This window comes from Blastococcus sp. SYSU DS0552, from assembly GCF_054050815.1.
The window spans coordinates 188,286-213,879 of record NZ_JBJHAB010000004.1; the positions used below are offsets into that span (position 1 = coordinate 188,286).

Below are 25,594 nucleotides of genomic sequence, written 5' to 3' on the forward strand. Positions count from 1 at the left end.
CTTCGTCGGCGGCAGGAGCACCGTGGTCGACCTCCCCCCGGTGCTGCTCGACCGCAGCTCGGGCACGCCGCTGTCGGTCCAGCTGGCCGAGGCGCTGCGCACCGCCGCCGCCGACGGCACGCTGCGCCCCGGTGACCGGCTGCCGTCGACGCGGGCGTTCGCCGCGGCGCTGCGGGTGAGCCGCACGGTGACCGTCGCCGCCTACGACCAGCTGCTGGCCGAGGGATGGCTCGGCGGACGCCGGGGCGCGGGCACGTACGTCCTCGGCGCGGTGACGGCGGCGCCCGCGGCGGCTCCCGCTCCGGCCGTCCGCTCGCCGGCCGCACCGGCGCTGGTCGACCTGCGGGCGGGGTCGCCGTGCCTGCAGGTCCTCGACCGGGCGGCTTGGCGGCGGGCCTGGCGGGCCGCGGGCGACGAGGCGCCCGACGCCCGCCCGGACGCCGCCGGTGACCCCGCGTTCCGATCGGCGGTGGGTGAGCACCTCCTGCGGCACCGAGGCCTGGCCGCCGGCCCGGAGGAGGTGCTGGCCACCGCCGGCACCTCGGCGGCGGTGGGGGAGGTGGCGCGCGCGCTGCCGCCGGGCAGCCGGGTGGCGGTCGAGCACCCTGGCTACCAGCGCGTCGTCGGTGCGCTGCGCGATGCCGGCGTCGAGGTCGTCCCGGCCGCGGTCGACGACGACGGCCTGGTCGTCGACGCGCTCCCGTCCGGGGTGGCCGCCGTCTACTGCACGCCGGCCCACCAGTACCCGCTCGGCCGCCGGATGTCGGCCGCGCGCCGGCTCGCGCTGGTCGCCCGGGCCCGCGCCGAGGGGTGGTGGGTGCTGGAGGACGACTACGACGGGGAGCTGCGCTACGACGTCGCCCCGCTGCCGCTGCTGGGCGCGCTGGGGCCTGACGTCGTGGTGCACCTGGGCACGACGAGCAAGATCCTCAGCCCCACCCTCGGCGTCGGCTGGATGGTGGCGCCCGAACCGCTGCGGGCGGAGCTGCTGCTCCGCCGCACCGCCACCGGCACCCGGCCCGCGCGCGCCGGTCAGCGGGTCTTCGCGGGGTTCACGGCCTCCGGGGACCTCGCCCGGCATCTGCGCCGCCTGCGCCGTGAACTGGTCGCGCGGGCGGGCGAGGTGCGGGCCGCGGTCGCGGCGGCCGGGTGCCGGGTGGAGGGGGACGCCGCCGGGGCGCACGTCCTCGTGCCGCTGCCCGGCACCGCCGCGGAGGAGGCGGTGCGCGCGGCGGCCGCGGCGCGGGGGATCGCCGTCGACGGGCTGGCCCGGCACGCGCTGGTGGACGGTGGCCGGGCCGGGCTGGTGCTCGGCTTCGCCGCGCCGACGCGGGAGCAGCTCCACCGGGCCCTGCCGGTGCTCACCGACGTGCTGCGGGAGAACGGCCGGCGCTGATCCGCCCCGGACGCAGCACGGCCCGCCTCCCGGGCGGGAGGCGGGCCGTGCGCGCGGAACGGGGTCCTCCTAGGCCTTGACCTCCCAGGTGTCCCCACCGGCCAGCAGGGCGTCGAGGTCGCCGGGGCCCTGCAGCCGGGCCTCGTGCAGCTGCTCGGACATCATCGCCTCGTAGCTCGGCTTCGCCACCTTCCGGAACACGCCCATCGGGGTGTACCGGAGGTCCTGCGTGGACAGCCGGGACAGCGCGAACGCGTAGGACGGGTCCTCGCGGGTCGCGTCGTGCACCACGATCTCGCTCGCGTCGACCTGGTTGGTCTCGGCGATGCGCAGCCCCCCGAAGTCGTCGCGGACCACGCACGAGGCGCCGTCCGGGCCGAACACCAGCGGCTCGCCGTGGACGAGCGGGATCGTCCACATCGGGCCCGTCGCCGGGTCCTTCAGCAGCTCGAACGCGCCGTCGTTGAAGATGTTGCAGTTCTGGTAGATCTCCACCAGCGAGGTGCCCTGGTGCTCCGCGGCCTGCCGCAGCACCTCGGTGAGGCCCTTGCGGTCGGAGTCCATCGCCCGGCCGACGAAGGTGGCGTCCGCGCCGATGGCGAGCGACACCGGGTTGAACGGGTGGTCCAGCGAGCCCATCGGCGTGGACTTGGTGACCTTCCCGACCTCGGAGGTGGGCGAGTACTGGCCCTTGGTGAGCCCGTAGATCCGGTTGTTGAACAGCAGGATCGTCATGTTGACGTTCCGCCGCAGCGCGTGGATCAGGTGGTTGCCGCCGATGGAGAGCGCGTCGCCGTCGCCGGTGACGACCCACACCGAGAGGTCGGGGCGTGAGGCGGCGAGGCCGGTCGCGATCGCCGGGGCGCGGCCGTGGATCGAGTGCATCCCGTAGGTGTTCATGTAGTACGGGAAGCGCGACGAGCAGCCGATGCCCGACACGATGACCATGTCCTCGCGGGCGATGCCCAGGCTCGGCAGGAAGCTCTGGACCGCGTTCAGGATGACGTAGTCACCGCAGCCGGGGCACCAGCGGACCTCCTGGTCGGTCTTGAAGTCCTTGCCCTTGAGCTCGGTCTGCTTGGGGCCGTGCTGCTCGAGCGAGCGGGCGATGGCGGCGTCGATGGGGGTCGGTGCGTCCGGCATGCCGAGTTCGACGGTGGTCACTGCGGTGCTCCGTTCAGGGGTGCGGTGGTGCTGTCGATGGCGTCCTGGATCACCGCGGCCAGCTCGGCCGCGCGGAAGGGCAGCCCGCGCACCTGGGTGTGGCTCTGCACGTCCACCAGGTACTTCGCGCGCAGCAGCAGGGCCAGCTGCCCGAGGTTCATCTCCGGGCAGATGACCCGGTCGTACCGGGCCAGCACCTCGCCGAGGTCGGCGGGGAACGGGTTGATGTGCCGCAGGTGGAGCTGGGCGACCTTCCGGCCGGAGCTCCGGATCCGCCGGCAGGCGGCGCCGATCGGGCCGTAGGTGGAGCCCCACCCGATGACGGCGACGCGCGCGTCGCCGTCGGGGTCGTCGACGTCGGTGGCCGGGATCGACGCGGCGATGCCGTCGATCTTCGCCTGCCGGGTGCGGGTCATGAAGTCGTGGTTGGCCGGGTCGTAGGAGATGTTGCCGGTCCTGTCGGCCTTCTCCAGCCCGCCGATCCGGTGCTGCATGCCCGCGGTGCCCGGGATCGCCCAGGCGCGCGCCAGGGTCTCGGGGTCGCGCAGGTAGGGGAGGAACTCGCCGTCCTCGCCGTTGGGCTCGGTGGCGAAGGCCACCGACCCGGTGAGGTCGGGCAGCGAGTCGGCGTCCGGGATCGCCCACGGCTCGGCGCCGTTGGCGAGGTAGCCGTCCGACAGCAGCATGACCGGCGTCCGGTAGGCGAGCGCGATCCGCGCGGCCTCCACGGCGGCGTCGAAGCAGTCACCGGGGGAGCGCGGGGCGATGACCGGGATCGGGGCCTCGCCGTTGCGGCCGAACATCGCCTGCAGCAGGTCCGACTGCTCGGTCTTCGTCGGCAGGCCGGTGGAGGGGCCACCGCGCTGGACGTCGACGATGACCAGCGGCAGCTCGGTCATGACCGCCAGGCCGATGGTCTCGGCCTTGAGCGCCACACCGGGGCCCGACGTCGTCGTGATGCCCAGCGCGCCGCCGAAGGAGGCGCCGAGGGCCGCACCGATGCCGGCGATCTCGTCCTCGGCCTGGAAGGTGCGCACGCCGAAGGCCTTGTGCCGGGACAGCTCGTGGAGGATGTCCGACGCCGGGGTGATCGGGTACGCGCCGAGGAACACCGGGAGCCCCGAGCGCTGGCCGGCGGCGACGAGGCCGAGGGCGAGCGCCTGGTTGCCGGAGATGTTCCGGTAGCGGCCCGGCTTCATCGGGGCGGGCTTGATCTCGTAGGAGACGGCGAAGGCCTCGGTGGTGTCGCCGTAGTTGTAGCCGGCGCGGAACGCGGCGATGTTCGCCGCGGCGATCTCCGGCTTGCGGCGGAACTGGCGCTCGAGGAAGCGGACCGTGCCCTCGGTGGGCCGGTGGTACATCCAGCTCAGCAGGCCGAGGGTGAACATGTTCTTGCTGCGCTCGGCCTCCTTCTTGCCGAGGCCCGAGTCGGCGAGCGCGTCGAGGGTCATCGAGGTCAGCGGGACGCTGACGGTCTGCCACCCCTCGAGCGAGCCGTCCTCCAGCGGGTTGGTCGCGTAGCCGACCTTCGCCAGGTTGCGCGGGGTGAACTCGTCGGAGTCGACGATCAGCAGGCCGCCGCCGGGCAGTTCGCCGAGGTTGGCCTTGAGCGCAGCCGGGTTCATCGCCACGAGCACGTCCGGGGCGTCACCCGGCGTCATGACGTCGTGGTCGGCGAACTGCAGCTGGAAGGAGCTGACGCCCGGCAGGGTCCCCGTCGGCGCGCGGATCTCGGCGGGGAAGTTCGGCAGCGTCTTGAGGTCGTTGCCGAACGACGCCGTCTCGCTGGTGAACCGGTTGCCGGTCAGCTGCATGCCGTCGCCGGAGTCACCGGCCAGCCGGATGACGACGCGGTCGAGCTCCACGACACTCTTGACGAGCCCACCGGGAGCGGAACCGGACACCGGGGTGGCCGGGGCGCCGTTCGAGCTCGACGGCGCGACGGTCGGGTTGGTGCCTGTCATCAGCGGTCTACCTCCACCGGGCGAGGTTACGTGCGCGTGTACACGGCCGGGATGTGCAACCGGACACGCCGCAGCGGCGAGATGTCACCGCGTCCAGAAGGAGGAACCGCTGCGGTGGCGCGGTCATTCCGCCGGGGGAGGGCACGTCCGTCGTCCGGGAACGGGCGCTCCCGGGACGGCGTTGGACCGGACGTGCAGCGCTGGAACAACGGACTGAAGACCGCCGTCCTCCTGGGCGCCATGGGCGGGCTGATCCTCGCCGCCGGCTACGCGATCGGCGGCAACGGCGGGCTGTTCATCGCGCTGGTGGTCGCCCTCGGGGTGAACGGCTTCGCGTACTTCAACTCGGACAAGCTGGCCCTGCGCGCGATGCGGGCCTTCCCGGTGACCGAGACGCAGGCGCCGCAGCTGTACGCGATCGTGCGCGAGCTCGCGACGGAGGCGCGGCAGCCCATGCCCCGTCTCTACGTGAGCCCGACGAACCAGCCCAACGCGTTCGCCACCGGCCGCAACCCGCGCCACGCGGCCGTCTGCGTCACCCAGGGCATCCTCGAGCTGCTCGACCGGCGCCAGCTGCGCGGGGTGCTCGCGCACGAGCTGTCGCACGTCTACAACCGCGACATCCTGATCAGCTCGGTGGCCGGCGCCATGGCCACGGTGATCACCTACCTGGCCCACATGGCGATGTTCGCCTCGCTGCTCGGCGGCCGGTCCGACGACCGCGGCGGCGGCAACGCCCTCGGCGGCCTGCTGCTGATGCTCCTCGGGCCGATCGCCGCCGGCGTGGTGCAGATGGCGATCAGCCGCAGCCGGGAGTACCAGGCCGACGCCTCGGGCGCCCAGCTGTCGCAGGACCCGCTCGCGCTGGCCGACGCGCTGCGGGTGATCGAGCGGGGGACGGCGGCCCGGCCGCTGCCGCAGGACGACCGGCTGGTCACCCAGAGCCACCTGATGATCGCGAACCCGTTCCGCGGGGCGGGCATGGCGTCGCTGTTCGCCAGCCACCCGCCCATGCCGCAGCGGATCGCCCGGCTGGAGCAGATGGCCCGCGAGCTCGGCCGGTAGAAGGGCCCCCTCGCTCCCCACGCCACGCTCTGCGCGCCGCGGGTCCCTGCGAGGGGGCCGTTCCATCAGGTCACCGGTAGTTGTCGTACTGATCCGCGGTGTTCGACAAGGACCGGTAATCGTTGAGACAGGCTGCTGAGCTGTGACTTTGTGTTGGGTGCCGCTGATCTCCGACGGTCGGGATTGGCTGAATTGCGGACTGGCTGCGGACTGGCTGCGGACTGAGGTCGGGCGATGAACGCCACTGCTGAGGCCGTCTCGGACCATCGAGGCCGTCCCCGCAGCCGGCCGAGGAGGCCCAGGACAGCAGTCCACGATGAGCGCCGACAACCGGTTTGACCGACCAGCTCGCCGCCCTGCAGCCAGGCGACCAGGTAGTCATCGAGACCGGCGGCGACACCCGGCGGCCGCGGCAGTGCGATGGCCGCGTCGTCCGCATCACCCGCGGCGTCCCGTGCGTGCACCGGTTCGGCCGACGCGACGGTGTCTGCACGACGGCACCTGCCGCGTCTGCATGACGGCACCTGCCGCAGTGAGCTCGTCCAGCCCGACGGGCTGGCGGACACCGCCCCGGCGGCGCAGCGCCGGCACGCCGTGCAGAGCGACGCCCTGTACCGGGAGTGGAAGCGCACCCGGGAGGACGAGGCGTTGCGCCAGCGCATGCCGCGATCAGCGAGCACCTCGCGGTGGAGCGCGCCGAGGTCTGACTACCCCGGTGGCCCGAGGCCATCGCCTCCGGATCCGGACCGCGAGGGAGCCGGATCGGAGGAGTGGTCCCTAGACTTCGCGCAAGCTGCTGGAGACCGGGGGGAGCGGGGGTAGATGACGCATTACGGCTTCCGCCTCTACGAGGTGACCCTTCGGCGAGGCACCAAGCAGGCGAAGGTGCCGTTCCAGCAGGCGGGGGTGACGCCGACCGAACCGCGGCACTTCCGCGAGGTCCTCATCGAGCTGCTCACCGACCTCAAGGGTTTCAAGCTGGTTGGCCAGCCCAAGGTGCAGACGGCCGAGGGTGCTGGCGTCGAGCTGGGCGACGACGAGCCCGTCAAGAAGGACCTCATCGGCGACACAGCGTTCCGCATTGAGGCTTTCCGCGAGGTCGAGGGCCTGATCGTCGGGATCGTCCGTCGTGGGCGCTACGGCACCTTCGACATCGCCATGGGCGACGAGGCCACCTCGGACGTCCCGCTCAGTGGGCTCGCCGTCTCCGACTGGTACCGCTTCGTCTTCAACCTGCCCGACGAGGGCAGGACCGCCGTGCTCGCCATCGAGGAGGTCAACCGGGCCGCTCCAGTCGATCTTCTCCTCAAGTGGCTGGGGCAGCGATCCCGCGAGCTGGCCGAGCAGGGGCCGGCGCCCACGAGTGGACAGCCCACCGTTCCCTGGTGGCGACTGATCGGTCGGCAGGTCACCGATCCCGAGAACCTCGACCGGCTGCTCAAGCAGGGACAATTCGGTGCTATTACGCTCGTCAGGAAGGGCTTTGGCGCTGGTCGCGGCGCTCGGCAGCGGGCCTACACGGTCACCGCCCCCAGCGTCCGCGAGACCAAAATCGACGACGTCCGGAACCTGGTCCTCGGCTGGCGGGCCGTCGAAGGTAGTGACGCCCCGCCGACTTCGGACGCCGAAGGGGCTCAGCAACTGGCCGCTCTCATATCACCCGACCTCGAGGGCATCCAGTTCGACGACGGACAGATCGCGGTCCCTGGCTCGGGAGCCCGCCCTTTAAAGCCGAGCCGCCTCACCGAGCTCTTCACCTACGACCAGACCCCCGCCGACCGTCGTAGTCCGGCGGTAGCGTTCTACCGCGCCGTCCGGGGGAACGTCGTGCGCCTCGGCTCCATCCTCCCGGCGGACGAAGCGGGCCTCGAGTGGCCCGCGCACGTCGACTTGGAGTTCGGGAGGTACGGGTGACCCTCGATCGGCTCAACCCCTCGCCGATCCTTCGCGCGCATCGGAAGGCGTTGACGCGCGCGGACCGGCCCGACGGCACGGGTGACTGGGGCGCTCGAGGGTTCGCGTGGGGTGCCGCCCTGCTCTTCGTCCCGGCCTTGATCTGGGACTGGCGCCTTGCTGCGCCGGAAGCCCTGCTCGCTGGGGTCTCCCTGCTGGCCGGCGCACTGCTCAGCGCCTTCGGAATCCTCGCGACAGTGCGCCTACGGCTGCAGGATCGCGTCCCGCACTCCGGTGCGTCTCAGCAGCGGGCGAAGGACCTCCTCGACGAGAGCGTCGCGCACCTGCTGGCGGCCACCCTCGCCTGCCTCGTGAACGCGGTCCTCCTGGTCGTCGGGATGAACATCGCCGATCGGGCCGACGACCCGCTGATCGGGCTCCCCGCGGCGCTCTCGATCGGGGCCAGTGCCTATCTCGCGGTTACGTTTCTCATGCTGCTCACGCGGCTGTACGCCACTTACGTGGACGCCGTGCAGCCCCGCGACCAGCTCAACGGCTTGGTGACGCACTCTCTCGACTAGCTATCCCGTTGGCGGTCGGCCCAGGCGAGCCATCACCCCGGACATGTTTGCGACCGCCTTCCTCATCAGGGCAGGGTCACGGCGCCCGAGCCGCCGGGTGTCGCGATCTCGACGCGGGACACGTTGCGGGTGGTGGCCACGAACGGGGCAGGGTCGTGTCGACGACCGAGATCTCTGTGCCGCAGACGAAGTCTGCCGCCGAACCGGGACGGGCGTGGGCGCAGCGTCGTGGCCGCGACGTGCGCCAACCGGCGGTGAGGCCACGAGTGTCGCCGCGCTTCCTCACCGCGTGACGGGGCGAGATGGTCTCAGCGAGCTTCGTGCATGAACGGTTGATCCCGAAGCAGGAGATGCGCGACACGATCGTGCGGCAAGCGAGCCGGCACACGCTGGTCTAGCACCTGGTCGAACGCCCCTACTCGGGTTCTGAATGGCCAACATCCTCTAGCAGACCTCGATCGCCACGATCGTCGATGCGTTCGCAGAACCCGGCTTCTACGAGGACCGGCCAGGCCCGTGAACGAGCGGCCGAGTGCTTGATTCGCATCAGGAATTCGGCCGTCGGAGTCGGCCCTGGCTCACTTCTGTCGGCGCAGGACTTGTCGGTCGAATCATGATCCCCTGCAGACGAACGTGTCCGCCCCGCTCCAGGTTGCGGATCAACTGAAGCGTCCTCGCAAAGCCACCCCAAGTGTCGCGGCGTGCATCAAAACCCAACTGGCGGGCAAGAGTCTGCGGTGCGAGGTCGAACCAGACCATCGCTATTCGCCCAAATAACATAGGGACGCCGACGGCCACTGCCAGAAGGCCGACAGAACTCGTATCCCCGAGGAAGGGCAAACTTAGTATCGTGGCAAGAGTAATGGGGAGGACTGCGGCGACAAGGAATAGGCGGCGCACCGCCTCGACTCGTCTCACCGACGTGCTCACCGGGTCGGCGTCGGAACCGCGCTTCGCAAGAAAAATTAAGAGAATCGCGGGAGACGCGGCGATGCCCAAAATGGCGGCCGATTCAACGCCGGCCAGCACGGCGGAGGCGGTCAGCAGCGTGCCGGCGACGGCCGTGCCCATAGCCCAGTCGCGCCAATCGCTGTCCCCGAGCCCCCTGCGTAGAAAGTCCTGCGGGCGGCCTAAGGTCAGGAGCGCGACGATCGCAGCCAATCCGAGCAAGCTACCCGTCAGAACGAGCCACACTGCCAGCGTCACGGTAAGGTTATCTTGGGCCGCATCTGCGAAGCGCTTCCTGGCGGCGTGAAGTAAGACCCCAAAAATGAGCACCGTCGCTGTGGTGACTAGAATGGCGCGGGTCGAGGGATAGATTCCGTAAGAGCCATCCCCGTCTTGCATCAAGCTTGCGACGACTAGTGTCACTCCGGCCAACACCGGCGGTCGCATGATTCGTAGAGACAGTCGGCCATGGCGGTGATTTGGTCGCGCCTCCCGCCATCCAGCAATTGCGCCGGCACTCGTCGCCAAGATCAGCGCAAGGGCGCTCGTCCTTAATAGGTCGGCAGTGGCCTGCGATGTACCCCTCTCGACGGCTCCGGCAAAGGCGTAGCCAAATACGGTGGTCGAATTGAAAGCGGTAGAGCTGAACGATGATTCGCCAAGACGTATCGCGCTCCTCGCCACATCGACGAGTCCGTAACCGATGGCGTAACCGAGGATGAGGACCCATGGAAGGGTGATGGCCGTGACGATCGGGGCCAGTTTGGCACTCAGGTCCCTACGGAGCCGTCCGAGCTCGGAACAGCTCGGGCGTAGCGACTCTGATGCGCCCTCGCTGCGCATGAATACTAATACGACAATCAAAGCCGCCCCCATTACGGACAATGGGGGAGTGCTTCCATGTATAGTCGACGTGCCGACGACGACCATCGTTAGGAGGGGGGTGGCGGCATAGGATTGCGGCCAGGACGTCTGGTCACTTCGCGAGCTGACGTAGACTCCGCTTATCGTAACAAAAGCGGCGAACGCGAAGCTCTCCCACGGTCCTCGCCCCGAAAGACTCAGGCGGTTGACTATATTGTCAAGCAACGGCAATAGCGTTAAAGCTGTGATAGCGAGGGTGACGACCTGAACGCCCGCGGCGTGTACACGTCGGGTGTCGGTCGGTCGGCAGCTGACGAGCAGAACAGCTGAGAAGGTCGCCGCCACGAGGGACGTGCAAGCTACGACATAGAGAACTGGCTGCTCCGTGAGTGGTGGAGAGAATTCCTCGACGACGCCAGAGACGGAAAAATCGCCAGTGAAGGCGAGGAGTGTAATGAGCACAAAGCCGACGGGTGCAAAAGGGATCCAGTGAGGGTTGGCTGCGAGGGCGAAGGAGAAGGTTCCTGCGACGATGGCCGATATGTCTGTGTCGACTCCGTACATCCATACCCAAGTAACAGTCGCGCCGATCGTCAAAGCGACGGGTTGAGCTGAAAGGTTACGCCAGACATGACCGACTCGGCCGCATCTTGCAATAACCGCAATCCATGTGGCCAACAGCACAACAAGACCGACATTGTCCAAGCCCGTGACGAAGACTCCGAGCGCGACCATAGATGCGCCACCGATGAGCGCGGACCGATGGCTTAGTGGTCTGTAGGGGAGCGACCATGTAAGCGAACTGAAAGCCAGTTGCGCAATAGCAGGGCCAAGCCCCAAGGCTAGCGCCAGCCCTGCATAGCCGATTGCTTGGCCGGATGGCTGTGGTGAGGCGATATCAAGGAAAGCCGCGACTATCGCGCCGGCGCAAGCAAGCCAGAGGACCGGGTGTGTGGCCTTCAGCTCCCGAACGGCGGTGTCCATGTGCCATCGGATATCCGTTGCAAGGAGGGGGTTAGAAAAGATGTGAATCGGCGTGGGTGGAAGTTCACGGATCAGACGCCCTACGCGGCTTTCGATGCGCTTCCATGTGGAGTCGTCTAACGAGGGCCTCGTCGCTCGAACAAGCAGGGCAATCGGGATCGCCCGAGCTGGCCCCGACAGCTGCAGTAATCGCATTCCGGGTAGCTTGTCATCCGGATGCGGTCGGCCGTTGCTCACAACTAGGAGCGTTCGGTCAGGGTGGCGCCTCCACCAGTCGGCGGCCTCCGCGACTAGAGAACGCGACGCGTAAGCATCGTCCAATAGCAGGATCAGGATGCCACCGTCGCCATACTCCAGGTTGGCTTTACGTTTCGAGGTGGCAACGGCTGCCCGCCAGCTTTCCTCAACTCCGGTGTTCTGGCCTTCGTCATGACTCCTGGAAGCCAAGGCAACGGGACGCTGCAGTCGTTGAGCGGTCGTCACTGCGTAGTCGACAGCCATCTGCGAGTTCTCGGCCGTAACCCATAGGGCGGCTGGCGGTTGTGCTAGTGCCTCGAAAAACGCCGCGAGGGTCGGCCTTGCGGCCTCATCCGTGAAGCCACCCACTTCCCATTGGCGCAGATGTGAAGACTGTTCACTGGGCGAGCGCTTCAGGGTGGTTCTCCGCCGAGGGAGGAGAGCGACTGCGACGAAGACGGCGGCTAGCACCGGAAGGATAACCTGCAAAGACTCCTTGGCGGGTCTCAGAGGGGGGACCCAGTCGTATACCACCAATATTAGGAATCCCACGGTCAATGCGCTCAGTAGCTGAAAGAATGCCACCCTGAAACGGGACAGTGCCGTGTACGTTGCCACAATTGCTCCTGGTGACCTGTCTCAGATGTCAAGCTCGCAGTGACATTCGGGGTCTTGATGGGTGGGTCTCCCTGGGTGGTGGATGTGGTTCTCGCCGCGTTGGTCAGTGGCGTGGTGACTATGACGTGATTAGTGCCAGTTGGGCCACTTCTTCGACTGGCTGGGGTCCTGGTGAGCAGTGCCATGGAGCCCTTGGGTAGCTAGGGGCGGTCGGCCCCCTGCCGTTCGGGGTGGACCTCGACCAGGGTCGCGTCGGCATCGCCGGGCACGGCCTCCGGAGTGGGGAAGACGCCGATGGCATCGGTGCGGCGCTTGATCTCCTGTTCAGTCGTCCAGAGGGTTCGCTAATCAGAACCACTCGTGGCCACTGCTGTGGCGATTCGCTCCACCTGGCGAAGGAGGCTGTCGGGCGTCTGGGTCAGGTCGAGGACGTGCTGCACAATCTCCGCGCCCTTGCCGCGGATGACGTGCCGTCGTTCCGTCTCCCCTGATCCCTTCGCGTAGACCAGGTGTCCGACCGGCAACTCCAGGGCGGTGCAGTAGGCCAGCAGCTGGTAGAGGTCGGCCTGCGGGAAGCCGGCGGGCTTCTCTGCCTTGTACTTCGCGTCGACGACCCCGCGGGGGATGCCCGCTGCCGACGTCCAGACGAGATCCGGCTTCATCCTCACGGAGTCCGCTTCGTCCAGCCAGGTGAGGGCTTGCCGCTGGGCCCGACCGCCGCGCCGCTCGATTTCCTCGCCGAGCGCCACGGTCACGAAGTCCTCGAATAGCTGCGGCATGTTGACCAGGAAGCCGTCGACGTGCAGAGCTCCCGGCGCCAGCTGCATGGAGGTGGCGCGCAGCACCATTTCTGCCAGTCGCACTGCGACGTGGTATCGGGCGTTGAGCCGTGTCGGCCGCCAGGTTGGCAGGGGGCGCCCGGCCGCTGCCGGAGTGACTCCGTCGAGGCGGCCGGCCACGCGGAGGAGCCCGTGTCGAACGTCGCGCGACAGCCGTGGCAGGCGTTGCAGGCGACGCGTGGCGGTGAGGAGCAGCTGGTTTTCGGCGATGTCGACGGTGAACTCGTCGAAGCGAACCTCCAAGGGCACGGGGAAGCCGAAGCGCCTGCGGAGTTGGTCCGACTCCCGGATGCGGCCACGGAGCACGGGGAGGCTTGCCTCGACTTCGCGGTATCCGTGGAGGACCCCCTGGCGGAGCGCGCGATCGGCCTGGCGCACGAAGGCCTCAGCGACGGCCGGCAGCAGGTCCTGCTCCTCGGCGAGGGGGACGGGAGCGTCGTGCCACCTCCTGCCCGACAGCGCATAACCGAGGAGGAAGAGCAGCCGATCGATCGCGACCTTGGGCCGGATCCACACCTCGATACCAGCGACTATCGCCACCCCGACCAGGTTGGCCGGTCGCACGAGGTACCCGTCGCCGTGCAGTAGGCGCTCCACCGTGACGACGCCTGACGCCGACAGCGTCTCCGCCACCGGGCTCGGTAGCCGGACTTCCTGGGCGTCTCCCAGCTCCACGAGTTCCAGGCGCTCAGGAGCCAATGGCTTCTCCCAGCTCTGCTGGCTGTCCGCTTTGGCCTTCCTCGCCGGTGTCCTTGCCAGCCAGAGCGGCGCGGAGGGCCGGTAGGCCGTACCGACGATGGACGTCCACGCCGTCCCCGAAGTGGTGCTCCTCCAGGAGCGGCAGGATCGCCGTGCGCCACACCCGTTCCAGACCACCGTCCTGGTGCGCCGCCGAGCGCATGAGGTAAGACGGCCCGACCTTAAATTCGGGGTCGGTGATCCGCCGATTCAGCTCGGTCAGCAGTCGCGCCGCCTCTTCCTTCCTGCCCTCACGCTCCAGCCAGCGGCCGAGCAGGGCGCGGATCGGCTCCTCCTCCGGGTGCAGCGAGAGGAAGTTGAAGCGTCGCCGCATCGCCGCGTCGACCAGGGCGATGGACCGGTCGGCGGTGTTCATCGTCCCGATGACAAGCACGTTCGGCGGCAGCGTGAAGGCCTTGTCGTCCCCCGAGGCGTAAAGCAACTCGATGGCCTCGTCCCGGTACTCGAGCAGGAAGTAGAGCTCACCGAATATGCGAGCGAGGTTGCCGCGGTTGATCTCGTCGATGATGAGAACGAACGGCTGCTCCGGATGCTGGAGCGCCTGGTCGACTACTCGTCGCAACGGCCCGGGCCGGAGCTTGAACCCGACCGTCCCGCCTTCACCCGCGACGGGGCGGTAGCCCTCGAAGAAGTCCTCGTAGCTGTAGGCGGGGTGGAACTGCACGAGCGTTGTGCCCTCTGGGCCGGCGAGGTGGCGGGCCAGCTTCTGCGCCAGGTAGGTCTTGCCCGTTCCGGGCGGGCCGTAGAGGACGAGCTGTGGCCGGTCGCGCAGCAGCTCCACGCACTCCTGCAGCCAGGCGCGCGGAATCAGCAGCTCGTCGGCCAACTCGTCAGTCACGTCGCGCAGGACGAACGTCGTGACAGGGGCAGCGGCCTCGTTGCGGTCGACGAGCCCCTCCAGCTCGGCCAGTTGGGCCGTTAGGTCGAGCAGCTCGTGTGGGCTCTGCAGCTTCGCGCTGAGCGTGGCCGGCAGGTCGGCGAAGTCGACGCCCTCCCCGGGGTTGTCCCACCTGACGGGCCTGCGGAGCCGGGACGACACCTCCGCGGACCGGTACTCGAGGTCCCCGTCGATCTCACCGACGTAGAGAGCGCCCTTGTCGGTGGTGGCCACGAGGTCGCCGGGCTGCATGCGGCTGAGGAACGCGTGGAGCTCGTCGACCTTCTGGTCGCGCTGGCTGTACGAGACGTGCCCGTAGTTCTCCTCGACGAGGCGCTTGAGCTCCTCGTGAGCAGTCCCGCCTTCGACCGGTGGCAGGTGGGTGGCGGCCAGGCTGATCCAGCCCTCCGCCAGCCAGGAGGGAACCAGGCTCGTACCGTGCACACTCGCCCCCCGGACCAGCCACGCCCTCCGGGACGGGGCGGCTGCCGTGGCGCTCTGGCCCTGGGGCGGTGGTAGCCATTTGTCGCCGTACGGCGGCTGGTACCAGTCGAAGGGCTCGCCGGTCGCCTGCTCGAAATGGTCGCGCAGCGCTAGCAGGTCCCGGTCCAGGTCGCCGGTCGGTGCGACGACGTCCGCGAACGCGGACCGGATCTTCCGCTTGTGCTGGTCGTTGATGATCGGCTCGAAGACGTCGGGGAAGGCAAGGTAGGCGAGGGCGTGCCGCTGCCCGGCCGGCTTAGAACCAGGTGTCGACTGGAGCAGGTCCCGGAACGCCCAGGGGTCGCAGGCCAGTCGCTGGCGCTCCGCTGCGGGCAGCTCCGTCCAGGCGCGGACGAAGGAGATAAGGACCCCGAACTGGTTCCAGACCTGGACCTTGTAGCCCATGCCGCCGTTGAAGACCCCGCTGCTGAGAGTCGCGTCAAGTTCGGGCGGCACCGCGACGGGCTCGGTCATCATCGAGAGCGGACGACGGATGCGATCCCGCTTGGTGTCCACCTTCAGGTCGCCCAGCGGCAAGACCGACAGGTACTGCAGCTCTGCCGCGAGCTGGAGCGCGGTCGGGGAGCAACCGGCCAGCTGACCCCGCAGCTTCTCCAGGAAGCTCCCTGGACCGACGTCAGGATTGTCCACGAAGGCCCGTTCGAGTTCGGCGGCGGCCTCAGCAGTCCACACCGGCGAGCCGGGGGTGAAGGCTGAGTCGCCGTCCACGAGCCCGCCCCTCAGCACGGTGGCTGCGGCCTCTTGCACCTTCTCCTCACCACGCTGGTTACGGGTGCCGTGCTCGCGTCGTGGCCGTTCCCCGATGCACTCCGTGGCCATCCGTGCCTCCCGTTCCACTCCCGCGGTGGCCCGAGTCTTGCCTGCGCGTGGGGCTCGTGCACTGCAGGTACGTGAAAGAGCAGGGCCTATGGGAGGTGGCATCTGGCTCTTCGACGGTGAGGGTGTAGTCGTCGTGTCCCTGTGTGACGTCCTCGTCGGACGCGCGCGGCCCGTCGATACCCAGCACGCTGGAGGTCACTTGCCTTTGTGCCCTCTGGCGCCGTACGCCTCTGTCAGCTCCTCGCCTAGCCTTCCGACGTGATCGATACCCGTCCGGACCCGAACCTCATGTCCCGCTACGAGCGAGCGCGTTGGGACGAGCTGCAGTCCCATTGGGAGAAGAAGGCCAGGCAGAGGCGGCAGTTGCTACCCCCGCGCATGAGGGCCGCCCTGGAGACGACCGCCCAGGCCACCAAGGAGACTGCCACCAAGGCCGGTCGCGCGATGGCTGATGCGACGCCGGAGAAGGTGAAGGAGATCGCGGGTTCCGCGGTCGACGCTGCGCTCGTGCCCACGGTTCAGGGCGTCGTCCACGTGCTGGAACTCGTCAATGACTGGGTCGTCGAGCTGACCGATCAGAAGGCGGTGATCGAGCACCATCAGAGCAAGGGCCGCGACGTCTCTTCCGTGAAGGATCTGAAGGCTCTCGACCTGGAACTCCTGGACGAGTTCACCCACGGGATGGTTCTCCGCTGGCGAACGCTCGGTGCGGGACAGGGAGCGAGCTTCGGCGCGCTTGCCATGATCCCGGTGCCCGTCGTCGGTAGCCTGGCAGCGATCACGCTCGACATGGTGGCGATGCAGGTGCTCAGCGGTGCCATCGCGACCCGCGTCTGTTATGCGTACGGATTCGATGCTGCCGACCCGGCCATGCGGCACATGATCGATCGCATGGTGGTACGCGCCTACCGCAACCAGGCGCCCAAGGCGGGGACCGTCAAGAGCGCAGCCGCGGCGTTCGACGCGGCCAAGGGCCGCGTCAACTGGAGCCAGAAGCTCCGCGATGATCACCGTCTCATGGCCGCGGTGGAGAAGCTCATGAAGCGGCTCGGCGACGGCGGCCGGGTGCCTGTGAAGAACGCCCGGATGGGCATGCCGCTAGTTGCTATCTTCGCCGGCGCGGGGACCAACGCCCACGTGCTCGGCGATATCGCGAAGCAGGCTCGCCACTACGGCGCAACCATGCTGCTCGCCGAGAAGTATGCTCTCGAGTTGCCTCCGAACCTTCGTCAGGACCTGGACAGTGACGAGTCCACCGACGGTCCCGACGACCGATGAGGATCTGAGCGGGAGCACCGAAGACCGGAGGGCGCACGGCGGGGGTAGCCACAAAGCCTCACCGTGTGCTCGGAGTGGGAGTGGCCTTGTGCCTCGTCAAGCCGGTCTCCGGAGGTACGGCGGCTACCGGCTCGGGGACTGGTCTGCTTGTGCGTCGATCCAGGCTCGTAGGTCGGCGCGGCGGTAGAGGACGCGCCGGCCGAGTCGGAAGCTGTTCGGGCCGGTGCCGAGGTGTCGCCAGTACCGGAGGGTGGCGACGGGGGCGCGGAGCACGTCCGCGGCCTCGGTGATGGTGAGCAACTCGGGCTCGTGGTCGGCGGTGGGGTCGGGCATGGCTGGCTCCGAGGGTCGTCGGTGGCGGTGCCGTCACCACAGAAGGCGCCATTTCGCGCCCGGTGGTGACACTTCACAACCAGATTTGTCTGACTGTCTCCGGTTGTTCTCCGGTAGCGGCCACCGGTGGCGCGTCACCTGCCAGCGAAGGAGGCCCTTCATCTGCTGGCGCAGGGCCGGCGCCGCGACAGCCGGTGGACGGCTCCGGTACTGCGGCTGGGTTCGGACCCGTCCCCGACAAGCGGTCTCCCGGGACCGCCTCCACTTCGTCTCCGCCGATGCCCGGTTGTCCGCCGTTGTCGCTGACCGAGCTGCGCCGCTCGCGCTTCTGAAGCCGTTCTCCTGTAGGCCGACGACAGGTGGGGACCCCGTGGGTCCACAGGGACTGGAGAACCACTGGAGGTCCGCGGCTGAACGGGGGTTCCTCCAGTTGTCCTCCTGTTCGCCGATGCAGGCCGCGAGCATCGGGGCGCTCCTGCGCAATGGGTTCCTGTGGACGACGGCTCCTGTCCACAACATCGGGACGGACACCCTCGGGCGGGCGCCGACCTGGCCACGCTCAACTCATGGCACTGGACGACGCACCGGGAGCACGGCGAGACGGCACGGCCCGTGACCGTTCCGCCAGCGGTCTCCGCGACGTGTTGGGTGATCGGGGCGCCCTGACCGGTGGGTCCGCCGGCGACGTCGTCGCGCCGCGGCCGTCGGGGCGGGCCCGGAGCACCCTTCGGGCCACGCTGCGCGTGGCGCCGGCTGCGCCGTCGTCAAGGTCCGCCTGCGGCGGGCTGTGCCTGCTGGTCCCCCGACCCGTCCGGCAGCTCAGCGTAGGGGCCTGCCGCGCCGTCTTCTCCCGACCGGACCAAAATCCTTCCGCCCTTCGGGCGCTTCGCTGCGGAAGCAGTCTTGGTCCGGTCGTCCCCCGCCGTCGCTCCCGGCCCCTGAGCAGAGCTCTGTGCCGGACGGGCCGGGGGAATGGGTGGCAGGACACCTGTTCCGCAGTTCCTCCCGTAACGGCTTCGGCTCCAGTTCCGGGAGGGTCCAGATGACCAGCACCAGCAGCACACGCAGCAGCGCGGCCAACGGCACGGGCAGCAGGGAGAGCCGGAGTCGGCGGTCGCAGCTGAGTCCGGCGCAGCGGGAGGCAGCCGACGCCGCCCGGGCGGCGAGGATCGCCGCCCTGCATGACCAGATCGGCGAGCAGGTGGGGGCGCTCACCGCCGATCCGCAGTGGCGGGCGATGCTGGATGCCGCCGCGAAGTTCCACACCTACAGCCTCAACAATCAGCTGCTGATCGAGCTGCAGGCCGCGCGGCTGGGCATCAGCCCGACCCGGGTCGCCGGCTTCGGCACCTGGAAGGCGCTGAGCCGCAGCGTGGTCAAGGACTCCACCGGACTCGCGGTCCTGGCACCCTGCACCTACACCCCCAAGGACACCCGAGCCGACACCGGCACCGGGCAGGACACCCGTCAGGCCGCACCCGCCGCCACGACAGCGTCGGGGGTGGCGGGGACGGCGAGGGAGCCGGCCGGCGGGGACGCCGACCAGCGTGCCGGGGCGCGGGTGCTGCGCGGGTTCCGGATCGCGCACGTCTTCGACATCTCCCAAACCGAGGGCGACCCGCTGCCGGAGATCCGCCCGGAGCTGCTGACCGGTGACGCCCCCGCCGCCCTGTGGGACGCTCTGGCCGCCCAGGTCGCCGGCCACGGCTACACGCTCACCCGGGAGGCCTGCGGGCAGGCCAACGGCCTCACCGACCCGGCCGCCCGCACCGTGCGGGTCCGCCCGGACGTCGCCGACGCGCAGGCGGTCAAGACCCTCGCCCACGAGCTGGCGCACATCGAGTGCGGGCACACCGCCGACGGCTACGACTACCGGGGCTGCCACGGGCGGGCGGAGGCCGAAGCCGAGTCGGTCGCCTACATCGTCACCGCCTGGGCCGGGCTGGACGCCGGCGCCTACACCGTCCCCTACGTCACCGCCTGGTCGGCCGGGGACACCGACGTCGTCCGCGCCGCCGCGGTCACGGTGACTGCCGCCGCTCGCCGCATCCTCGACCACCTCGACGGCGCCGAGAGCACCCAGGACCCGCGGGGGGATAGGGAAACCGCGCTGCCCGCCGGACCGGCCGCGCAGCCCGGGGGCGTCCGCGTCCTCGCTACCGCCTGAGCGGGGAGAACGCGACATGCCCGCCACCAGCACCCCCGCCGACAACACCCCCACCGAGAGCATCGCCACCCCGCAGAGCATCGAAGGAGAACCCGCCATGACAACGACCACGACAGTTGCCGCCCTGAACACCGTCCGCGAGAGCACGGCCGACGAGTCTTCCGCGACCGAAAATGCTCAAGGTGCCGGGATCGAGCAGCGCGAGACCGGGCACGTCGACCCGGCCGCCCCCGGCAGCGCACGCGTCAACACGGCCGACGACAGCGGTCGGGCACACCGGCTGGTGTGGCTGGACCCCCTGGAGCTGGCCGTGCACCCCCGCAACATCCGCGACGACCTCGGCGATCTGTCCGGGCTGGCCGACTCCATCGCCGCCCAGGGCGTGCTGGAGGCCCTCACGGTGATCCCGCACGTCGCCGCCGACGGCACGCCGGGCCATCAGCTGGTGGCCGGGCACCGCCGGGCGGCTGCCGCGATCCTCGCCGGAGTCACGTCGGTGCCGTGCGTGCTGCGCCCCGACCTCGCCCTCGATGGTGCCGCCGCCGACGGTGACCGGGCGGCCCAGGCCGGGCACGTGGGGGCGATGCTGGCCGAGAACCTGCACCGCCAGGGTCTGTCCGCGGTGGAGGAAGCCCGCGGGGTGCAGGCAATGCTCGACCTCGGCGTGCCCCTCAACAGGGTGGCCAAGTCGACCGGGCTCGGCCGCAAGCGGGTCGCCAAGGCCGCCGGCGTGGCCCGACTGGACGGCGACACCGCCGCCGCGGTCGCCGGTGCCGGGCTGACCCTGGACCAGGCCGCCGCCGTCGCCCTCTACGCCGACGCCCCCGACACCACCGCCGCCCTCATCGCGGCAGCGGCGGAGGGGCCCGGGCGGTTCGCCCACGCGCTGACCCGCGCCAAGCGGGCGAAGCAGGAAGCGGAGCAGACCGCCGCCCTGCTGGCCGAGCTGACCGCCGCCGGGCGCACCGTCCTGGACGAGGACACCGGGCGCGCCGCCACCCGGCTGGCCGACCTCGAGCACGACGACCAGCCGTTGACCGCCGACGGCCACGCCGGGTGCCCCGGCTCCGCGGTCTACGTCCGCACCACCGGCTGGCAGGGGCCACAAGCCGTGGAGGTGTGCACCGACCCGGCCGGCAACGGGCACCGCGACCGCTGGACGGCCGCCGCCCTGCCCGGGGGCGCAGCAGCCGAGGAACCCGGCGAGGCCGAGCGGGAGGCCGCTGCGGCCGAGCGGCGGACCACCATCGAGAACAACAAGGCGATGGCCGCAGCCAACGAGACCCGCCGGGAATGGGTCAAGGGCCTCTTGCAGCGCAAGACCGCGCCCAAGGCGGCGCTGCGGTTCGCCGTCGAAACACTGGCAAGCGACCCGCGGGCGCTGTCCAGGTGGCTGTCCGGGCAACCCAACCGAGCCCAGGACGCCGCCGCCGCCGACCTCGGCATCGACCTCCCCGGCCAGTGGTGGACCACCCGGGACAAGCCCGCGCCCACGCTGACCAGCGGCGAACAGGTGCCCGAAGCCCGGCTCGCCGTGGCGCTGCTGGCCCACGTCGCCGGAGCCATCGAGTCCGGGCTGCACCGCCAATCCTGGCGCAACCCCAGCGCGGGCGACGCCCGGTGGCTTCGGTTCCTTGCCGCCGCTGGGTACACCCTGGCCGACATCGAACAGCAGATCGTTGACGCCGCTGCCTCCGCCGTCGCCGCCGGAGGACATGCCCACGAAGAGCAGGAGGAGCAGCCATGACCTTCCGGCGAAGGGCCGCCATGCCTGTCGGTAGTGCGTTCTCCGACAACCCGCCTCCACCCGGGTGGGTGCGGGGTGTCGAAGCGACCGCGTCCCACCCCCTCGTTAGGGTCGGGCCGTGGGGCTGGGAGGTGCGACCACGTGTCTGAGCACCACGGCCCGGTGCCAACCGTGTCGAACCACAACTGTCACTGACTGATGCGAACTTGTGCTGAGACTCGTCCTGGAACCCGCGTGAACGCCTCGGTCACCCAACTAGATACTCATCCAACCGCCCGTCACGTCGAAGGAAATGGCCCGTGCACATCGAGGAAGCTGGCGGCTCCACAGCATGACGGCCCTGGAAGTTCCCCTTTTGAAAACCGAGCTGCCGCGTTACTCCAAGTCTCCAGCCTACCTCAGCGAGCGCCGGCTTCGAGGTGCGTACTACACGCCTGACTCCGCAGCCACCTTCATGGCTGACTGGGTGATCCGTCGCGATGGTGACCGCATCCTGGAGCCCAGTTTCGGGGCGGGAGTTTTCCTGCAGGAGCTCAAGACGGCCGGGGCGCGCCGGAACCTGAAGCTCGACGTCACGGGTGTTGAGCTGGATCCGCCAACGGCAGCCGCTGCCGTGGCCGCTGGCTTGGTCGCCTCGGATCGCGTACGAGTCGCTGACTTTCTGCAGCTCTCCCATTCGGGAGTCGACGCAATCGTTGGTAATCCGCCCTATGTACGCCTGCGCCACCTGAGTGCTGAAGCCCGCCTGACGGCCCTACGCGTTTCTGAGGAGGCGCTGGGAGCGCCCATGGACCCGAGCGGCAGCCTGTGGATGCCGTTCGTGTTGCACGCTACCGAGCGCCTGCGGCCGGAGGGTCGGGTGGCCCTTGTATTGCCGTACGACTTTACCTATGTGCGCTATGCGCGCCCCCTGTGGGATTACCTGGCGCAGCGCTTCGCGTCTCTCAGGATCTTGCGCTCTCACGAGCGCCTGTTCCCTGAGATTCTGCAGGATGTCGTCATTCTCCTCGCTGACGGCTTCGGGGGACGAACGAACGTCGTCGAGTTCGAGGCGTACGAGACGGTTCATGAGTTGACAACCGGCGAGCCAGCCATCGCCGAGTCAATAGCCATTGCAGACGTCGTGCGAGGTGAGCGTGCGTTCCTTGAAGCGCTGCTGCCTCAGGCCCTCCGTGTCCTAATGCACGAGAAGCTTGTTTCTGCCACCGTTCGGGCAAGAGAACTTGTCACCTTCAACATTGGCTATGTTGCCGGGGATAAGAACTTCTTTCACCCGGATAGATCGACGGCCAAGAAGTATGGCTTGCCGTCTCGCCATCTAGTTCCGGCGCTTACGTCCGCTAGGGCCTTGAGGCGCGCTGGCATCTATACCTCCGACCTCAAGTCGGAGCAGTTGTCGCAGCTCTACCTCCCTTCGCCCGATGGGCAGTTGGAGCCAGGAGAGCGGGCGTACGTGTTGCACGGCGAGCAGGAGAAAGTGAACGACCGTTACAAGTGTCGGATACGGAAGCCCTGGTACGTGGTCCCCGGGGTGCGGGTCCCTGATGTGTGCATCTCTGTGTTCAGTGAACGTCCGACCCTGTTCGTGAACGACGGCAAGTACGTCGCTTCAAACAGCCTTCTATGTGGCTACCTCCGCGAAGGAACCGCGACGGAGATGGCGGCGCGCTGGTTCACGTCGCTGACGTTGCTTCAGTGCGAGCTCGAGGTCCATGCTCTCGGCGGCGGCGTCATGGTCCTGGTTCCGCGCGAAGCGGGCAATATCCGGCTGCCGCGGAATGTGGGAATCGATCACCTGAACTCCGTGGATCTTGCCCTCTCCCGCGGAGATACACGCCTGGCCTTCAAAGCTGGGGATGCTGCAGTCCTAGAACGTGGGCTCGGCCTAAGCCGAGCTGAGGTGGAGCTAGTCCAGGAGGGCGCTGCCGTGTTGGCGCATTGGAGAACCTCGGCACGAGCCTCATGATCCCAGTCAGGCCTTGAACTCGTCCTGATCGGCCTCGTCGATAGGGTCGGGCATTGCCTCAATTGCCTCCAGCGCCAACTGTGCGGGCGTAGGGGGCGTAACAGGGCCTGCCCTCGCCGTCCGTTCGATGTGCCGGGCGGCGGAACGCAAGTCTTGGCATGCGCGGTAGAGGACCGTGTCGATCTGCAGTCCGGTCATTCGAGGCACGTTCCGTACTTGATAGCACATAGGGCTTTCTGGAATGGGTTCGTAACAAAATAGGCCTACGCCATCCAGGACCTGAGCTGCGGCGCTCCCAAGGTTCACCACGGCATTGAAGTCGCCATCACTCAGCACTCTGGCTGAGACGAAGAGGTATGAGGCAGGGCGCATGGTGCGAAGCCACGTCGTCAGGTTGCCGTCACCGGCGGGCGTTGTGGCCTCGGGTGATTGAAAGCCGTACGCCGCTTTCAAATCGATGGTCTTGAATGCGGCTTCCTTGATGCGCTTAGGCAAGTCCGCTGAGCCAGGGCGCCCCAATGCGTTCGGCTGGCGAGGACTGCCGGGATGCTTTGGCGTCCCTACGGCTTTTGCTTCCAGGAGAAACTCCACGAGACCACTTCTGGGGTACGTCACGTCGAGATTGTGAGTCGGAAATATCAGCCCTGGGACGCCGGAGCGACTGTCAAGCTCGAGGCGAGAGCAGTTCTCTAGTAGGAGGGCCAAGACATCGTTAAAGAAGTCGCCCTTTCCGTTCTGGCGATCACCCTGCGTCGTCTCACCGGCCACCACGGCACTGTCAAATGCCTCCATCGCGGCCAGGAAGTCCCCTTCCACCTGCCCCCAGCGCGACGGACCCGCTTCCACCGCGCTGCTGTACATGTCTCGTAGGGGGCGGCAGGCGGCACTGGTGGCGACTGTCTGACTGGTTGAGCGAGGCACGCGAGGAGCCTTCCAGGACGGCCTAGCGGGATTGCGCTTGGGTCCCTCGGCGCGTCGCTCATCGGGTCACCCCCGTGACAGGCAGTGTCCGAGGACTATGCACGTGAGACTGATCAGTCAACCCTTCCCGGACGGGCATGACCTCAGCCAAATGCTCGACCGGCTGTCCGACGATGACGGCCTCACCGAGCTGGTTGTGGTCGTTGCCTGGGCCAAGCGCAGCGGTTTCCGCCAAGTGGAACGTGCCCTCGGCAGGCTTCGCGAGCGCGGCGTCCGCATCACCATCATCGTGGGGATCAGTGAGGGCGGAGCGACCCGTCAGGGCCTGCACCGAGCCCTGGAGGTTGCGGACGCGGCGTTCGTTTACCACGTGGCAGGCCGGACGTTCCACCCCAAGCTCTACGTGGGCTCAGGGCCGGAGTCCTTCACTGCACTGGTGGGGTCTCACAACCTGACCCGCGGAGGCGCGGTGGAAAACTTTGAGCTCGGCGTGGTCGTCGAGGGCCGCACAGGTAATCCCGACGACGCTGAGTTCCTAGCGCAGATCCAAGCCTTCATCGATCGGCTGCTCGACGACTCGGAAGTATGCCTGAGGCTCGATGAAGAGACGATCGACCGCATCATCGCTAGGTATCCCGTCGGTGATGAGGACGAGCGGACGGGCCGGCGGGATACGCCACGATCCATTGACGACTCCGACGACGAGGGCAAGGGGCCTATGTTCGGTCGTAGCCGACATGTCCTGCGAAGAGGTCTACCAGTCTCGGACCCCACAGCCCCGGGCTCGCGACCGGATCGCGTGGGGGCAGGCCGTCCCCGTAGTGAACGACCCGAGGAACCCGGACAAGACCCTGGTGGAGGAACTGCCTCAGATAGTCCGATTGTCGAACGCCGGTGGATCAAGCTCCTCAGGGCATCAGACGCCCAACGGCTCGGCGGCAACAGCAACCCCACCGGGCACCTGACCCTTGTTCGCGCCGGTAACCCGTTGGACGATGCGGTGGGATGGTTCCGTGACGAGTTCTTCGGTGACGAAGATTGGCAGCCCGTCAGCCCTGGCAGTGCACGCGAGCAGCTGCAGGCGCCCTTCGAGGTGATTATCGACGGAGTCTCGCATGGGACGCGTGGCTTGGTCGTGGACTACAACCCGAGCTTTCAGGCGGACCAGAACAACAGGGTCGTAACTCTGCGTTGGGGAAACGAGTTGAACGATTACCTGCACCGCCAAGCTGATCGGCGCGGTGACTGGGTAAGTCTGGAGAGGTTCTCAGATGGCACTTACCGGCTCACCATCGCAGCGGCACCTACTGGGGAGTCCACGCCGTAGCGTGCGTGCCCGACAATGTGCAGACGGCCGCGGCCCCGAGTGACTGCGTCTCGCTCGGACCGCGGTGCCTCATTCTTCACCCGCCACTCAGGCGACTGACGGCCCGCTGAGGTAGGTCTCCGCGTACTCCAGCTGGCCTAGCCCTTCGTCGTGAGGATCGCCTGTCATTCTCAGGCCGAACAGGCCGCTCGCCACCTTCCGCAGCTGCTGCCAGCCCGGGCTTTGACCGCGGAATCAGGTCAGAGAGCCTCAGTACTACCGGTGGCAGGTCAGAACGGAGCGGCGGTGACACCTCGCGCACGTCGGTGAAGGGACCATCCACTGCCGATAACGTTCAATGGGG

The 25,594-nt window shown here is 68.5% G+C and carries 16 protein-coding genes; 9 read left to right on the forward strand and 7 right to left on the reverse strand.

Features of this window, described 5'->3' with window-relative positions; genetic code table 11:
* Nucleotides 1–22 precede the first annotated feature (22 nt).
* Nucleotides 23–1,396, forward strand: coding sequence for a MocR-like pyridoxine biosynthesis transcription factor PdxR (gene pdxR, locus ACI8AG_RS05990; RefSeq protein ID WP_456596291.1), 1,374 nt, complete (start codon nucleotides 23–25; stop codon nucleotides 1,394–1,396).
* Nucleotides 1,397–1,465: 69 nt separating this feature from the next.
* Here the strand turns inward: pdxR and ACI8AG_RS05995 are convergent, their stop codons facing one another.
* Together ACI8AG_RS05995 and ACI8AG_RS06000 are read right to left on the reverse strand one after the other, a co-directional pair.
* Nucleotides 1,466–2,560, reverse strand: coding sequence for a 2-oxoacid:ferredoxin oxidoreductase subunit beta (locus ACI8AG_RS05995; protein ID WP_456589092.1), 1,095 nt, complete (start codon nucleotides 2,558–2,560; stop codon nucleotides 1,466–1,468).
* Nucleotides 2,557–4,524 (reverse strand): 2-oxoacid:acceptor oxidoreductase subunit alpha, encoded by a 1,968-nt coding sequence (locus ACI8AG_RS06000; protein WP_456589091.1) that lies wholly within the window; start codon nucleotides 4,522–4,524, stop codon nucleotides 2,557–2,559. Before ACI8AG_RS06000 ends, ACI8AG_RS05995 begins: the two co-directional genes overlap by 4 nt.
* A gap of 192 nt (nucleotides 4,525–4,716) precedes the next feature.
* Here ACI8AG_RS06000 and htpX point away from each other — a divergent pair, with 192 nt between their 5' ends.
* From htpX to ACI8AG_RS06015, 3 genes are all read left to right on the forward strand, one after another.
* Nucleotides 4,717–5,589, forward strand: a complete 873-nt coding sequence (gene htpX, locus ACI8AG_RS06005) for a zinc metalloprotease HtpX (protein ID WP_456596292.1) — start codon at nucleotides 4,717–4,719, stop codon at nucleotides 5,587–5,589.
* Between the two features lie 822 nt (nucleotides 5,590–6,411).
* Nucleotides 6,412–7,503: a hypothetical protein gene (locus tag ACI8AG_RS06010; protein ID WP_456596293.1), complete on the forward strand. Its 1,092-nt coding sequence runs from the start codon at nucleotides 6,412–6,414 to the stop codon at nucleotides 7,501–7,503.
* Nucleotides 7,500–8,063 carry a hypothetical protein gene (locus ACI8AG_RS06015; protein WP_456596294.1) on the forward strand — a complete coding sequence of 188 codons (564 nt, stop codon included), beginning with the start codon at nucleotides 7,500–7,502 and terminating at the stop codon, nucleotides 8,061–8,063. The genes ACI8AG_RS06010 and ACI8AG_RS06015 overlap by 4 nt, the downstream gene beginning before the upstream one ends.
* A gap of 546 nt (nucleotides 8,064–8,609) precedes the next feature.
* Here the strand turns inward: ACI8AG_RS06015 and ACI8AG_RS06020 are convergent.
* The 3 genes from ACI8AG_RS06020 to ACI8AG_RS06030 all read right to left on the reverse strand — a co-directional run bounded on the left by ACI8AG_RS06020 (nucleotide 8,610) and on the right by ACI8AG_RS06030 (nucleotide 15,401).
* Nucleotides 8,610–11,360, reverse strand: a complete 2,751-nt coding sequence (locus ACI8AG_RS06020; RefSeq protein WP_456596295.1) for a hypothetical protein — start codon at nucleotides 11,358–11,360, stop codon at nucleotides 8,610–8,612.
* A 698-nt stretch (nucleotides 11,361–12,058) separates the two neighbouring features.
* The gene (locus ACI8AG_RS06025; protein ID WP_456596296.1) at nucleotides 12,059–13,228 is read right to left on the reverse strand and encodes an McrC family protein; all 1,170 of its coding nucleotides are present in this window, start codon (nucleotides 13,226–13,228) and stop codon (nucleotides 12,059–12,061) included.
* 13 nt (nucleotides 13,229–13,241) lie between these two features.
* A complete protein-coding gene (locus tag ACI8AG_RS06030; protein ID WP_456596297.1) occupies nucleotides 13,242–15,401 on the reverse strand; it encodes an AAA family ATPase in 2,160 nt (719 codons plus the stop codon).
* Between the two features lie 369 nt (nucleotides 15,402–15,770).
* On the opposite strand from ACI8AG_RS06030, the gene ACI8AG_RS06035 reads away from it, so the two are divergent.
* Nucleotides 15,771–16,790 carry an EcsC family protein gene (locus ACI8AG_RS06035; protein ID WP_456596298.1) on the forward strand — a complete coding sequence of 340 codons (1,020 nt, stop codon included), beginning with the start codon at nucleotides 15,771–15,773 and terminating at the stop codon, nucleotides 16,788–16,790.
* 123 nt (nucleotides 16,791–16,913) lie between these two features.
* Here the strand turns inward: ACI8AG_RS06035 and ACI8AG_RS06040 are convergent, their stop codons facing one another.
* Nucleotides 16,914–17,123 (reverse strand): helix-turn-helix transcriptional regulator, encoded by a 210-nt coding sequence (locus ACI8AG_RS06040; protein WP_456596299.1) that lies wholly within the window; start codon nucleotides 17,121–17,123, stop codon nucleotides 16,914–16,916.
* A 1,042-nt stretch (nucleotides 17,124–18,165) separates the two neighbouring features.
* Between ACI8AG_RS06040 and ACI8AG_RS06045 the strand changes: the two genes are divergently transcribed.
* The 3 genes from ACI8AG_RS06045 (at nucleotide 18,166) to ACI8AG_RS06055 (ending at nucleotide 23,003) form a co-directional block, all read left to right on the forward strand.
* Nucleotides 18,166–19,290 carry an ArdC-like ssDNA-binding domain-containing protein gene (locus ACI8AG_RS06045; protein WP_456596300.1) on the forward strand — a complete coding sequence of 375 codons (1,125 nt, stop codon included), beginning with the start codon at nucleotides 18,166–18,168 and terminating at the stop codon, nucleotides 19,288–19,290.
* Nucleotides 19,291–19,306: 16 nt separating this feature from the next.
* Nucleotides 19,307–21,037 (forward strand): ParB/RepB/Spo0J family partition protein, encoded by a 1,731-nt coding sequence (locus tag ACI8AG_RS06050; protein ID WP_456596301.1) that lies wholly within the window; start codon nucleotides 19,307–19,309, stop codon nucleotides 21,035–21,037.
* A gap of 331 nt (nucleotides 21,038–21,368) precedes the next feature.
* Complete coding sequence (locus ACI8AG_RS06055) at nucleotides 21,369–23,003, forward strand: N-6 DNA methylase (protein ID WP_456596302.1); 1,635 nt, start codon at nucleotides 21,369–21,371, stop codon at nucleotides 23,001–23,003.
* A gap of 6 nt (nucleotides 23,004–23,009) precedes the next feature.
* Here the strand turns inward: ACI8AG_RS06055 and ACI8AG_RS06060 are convergent, their stop codons facing one another.
* Nucleotides 23,010–23,864 (reverse strand): hypothetical protein, encoded by an 855-nt coding sequence (locus tag ACI8AG_RS06060; protein ID WP_456596303.1) that lies wholly within the window; start codon nucleotides 23,862–23,864, stop codon nucleotides 23,010–23,012.
* 163 nt (nucleotides 23,865–24,027) lie between these two features.
* Between ACI8AG_RS06060 and ACI8AG_RS06065 the strand changes: the two genes are divergently transcribed.
* Nucleotides 24,028–25,251, forward strand: coding sequence for a phospholipase D-like domain-containing protein (locus ACI8AG_RS06065; protein WP_456596304.1), 1,224 nt, complete (start codon nucleotides 24,028–24,030; stop codon nucleotides 25,249–25,251).
* Nucleotides 25,252–25,594: the final 343 nt, after the last annotated feature.

What these genes read in the sequence shown, in the direction of transcription:
- ACI8AG_RS06000 (WP_456589091.1), bottom strand. Translation starts at nt 4,524, where the DNA reads ATGACAGGCACCAACCCGACCGTCGCGCCGTCGAGCTCGAACGGCGCC.
- ACI8AG_RS06010 (WP_456596293.1), top strand. Translation starts at nt 6,412, where the DNA reads ATGACGCATTACGGCTTCCGCCTCTACGAGGTGACCCTTCGGCGAGGC.
- ACI8AG_RS06020 (WP_456596295.1), bottom strand. Translation starts at nt 11,360, where the DNA reads ATGGCTGTCGACTACGCAGTGACGACCGCTCAACGACTGCAGCGTCCC.
- ACI8AG_RS06040 (WP_456596299.1), bottom strand. Translation starts at nt 17,123, where the DNA reads ATGCCCGACCCCACCGCCGACCACGAGCCCGAGTTGCTCACCATCACC.
- ACI8AG_RS06045 (WP_456596300.1), top strand. Translation starts at nt 18,166, where the DNA reads ATGACCAGCACCAGCAGCACACGCAGCAGCGCGGCCAACGGCACGGGC.
- ACI8AG_RS06050 (WP_456596301.1), top strand. Translation starts at nt 19,307, where the DNA reads ATGCCCGCCACCAGCACCCCCGCCGACAACACCCCCACCGAGAGCATC.
- ACI8AG_RS06055 (WP_456596302.1), top strand. Translation starts at nt 21,369, where the DNA reads ATGACGGCCCTGGAAGTTCCCCTTTTGAAAACCGAGCTGCCGCGTTAC.
- ACI8AG_RS06060 (WP_456596303.1), bottom strand. Translation starts at nt 23,864, where the DNA reads ATGTACAGCAGCGCGGTGGAAGCGGGTCCGTCGCGCTGGGGGCAGGTG.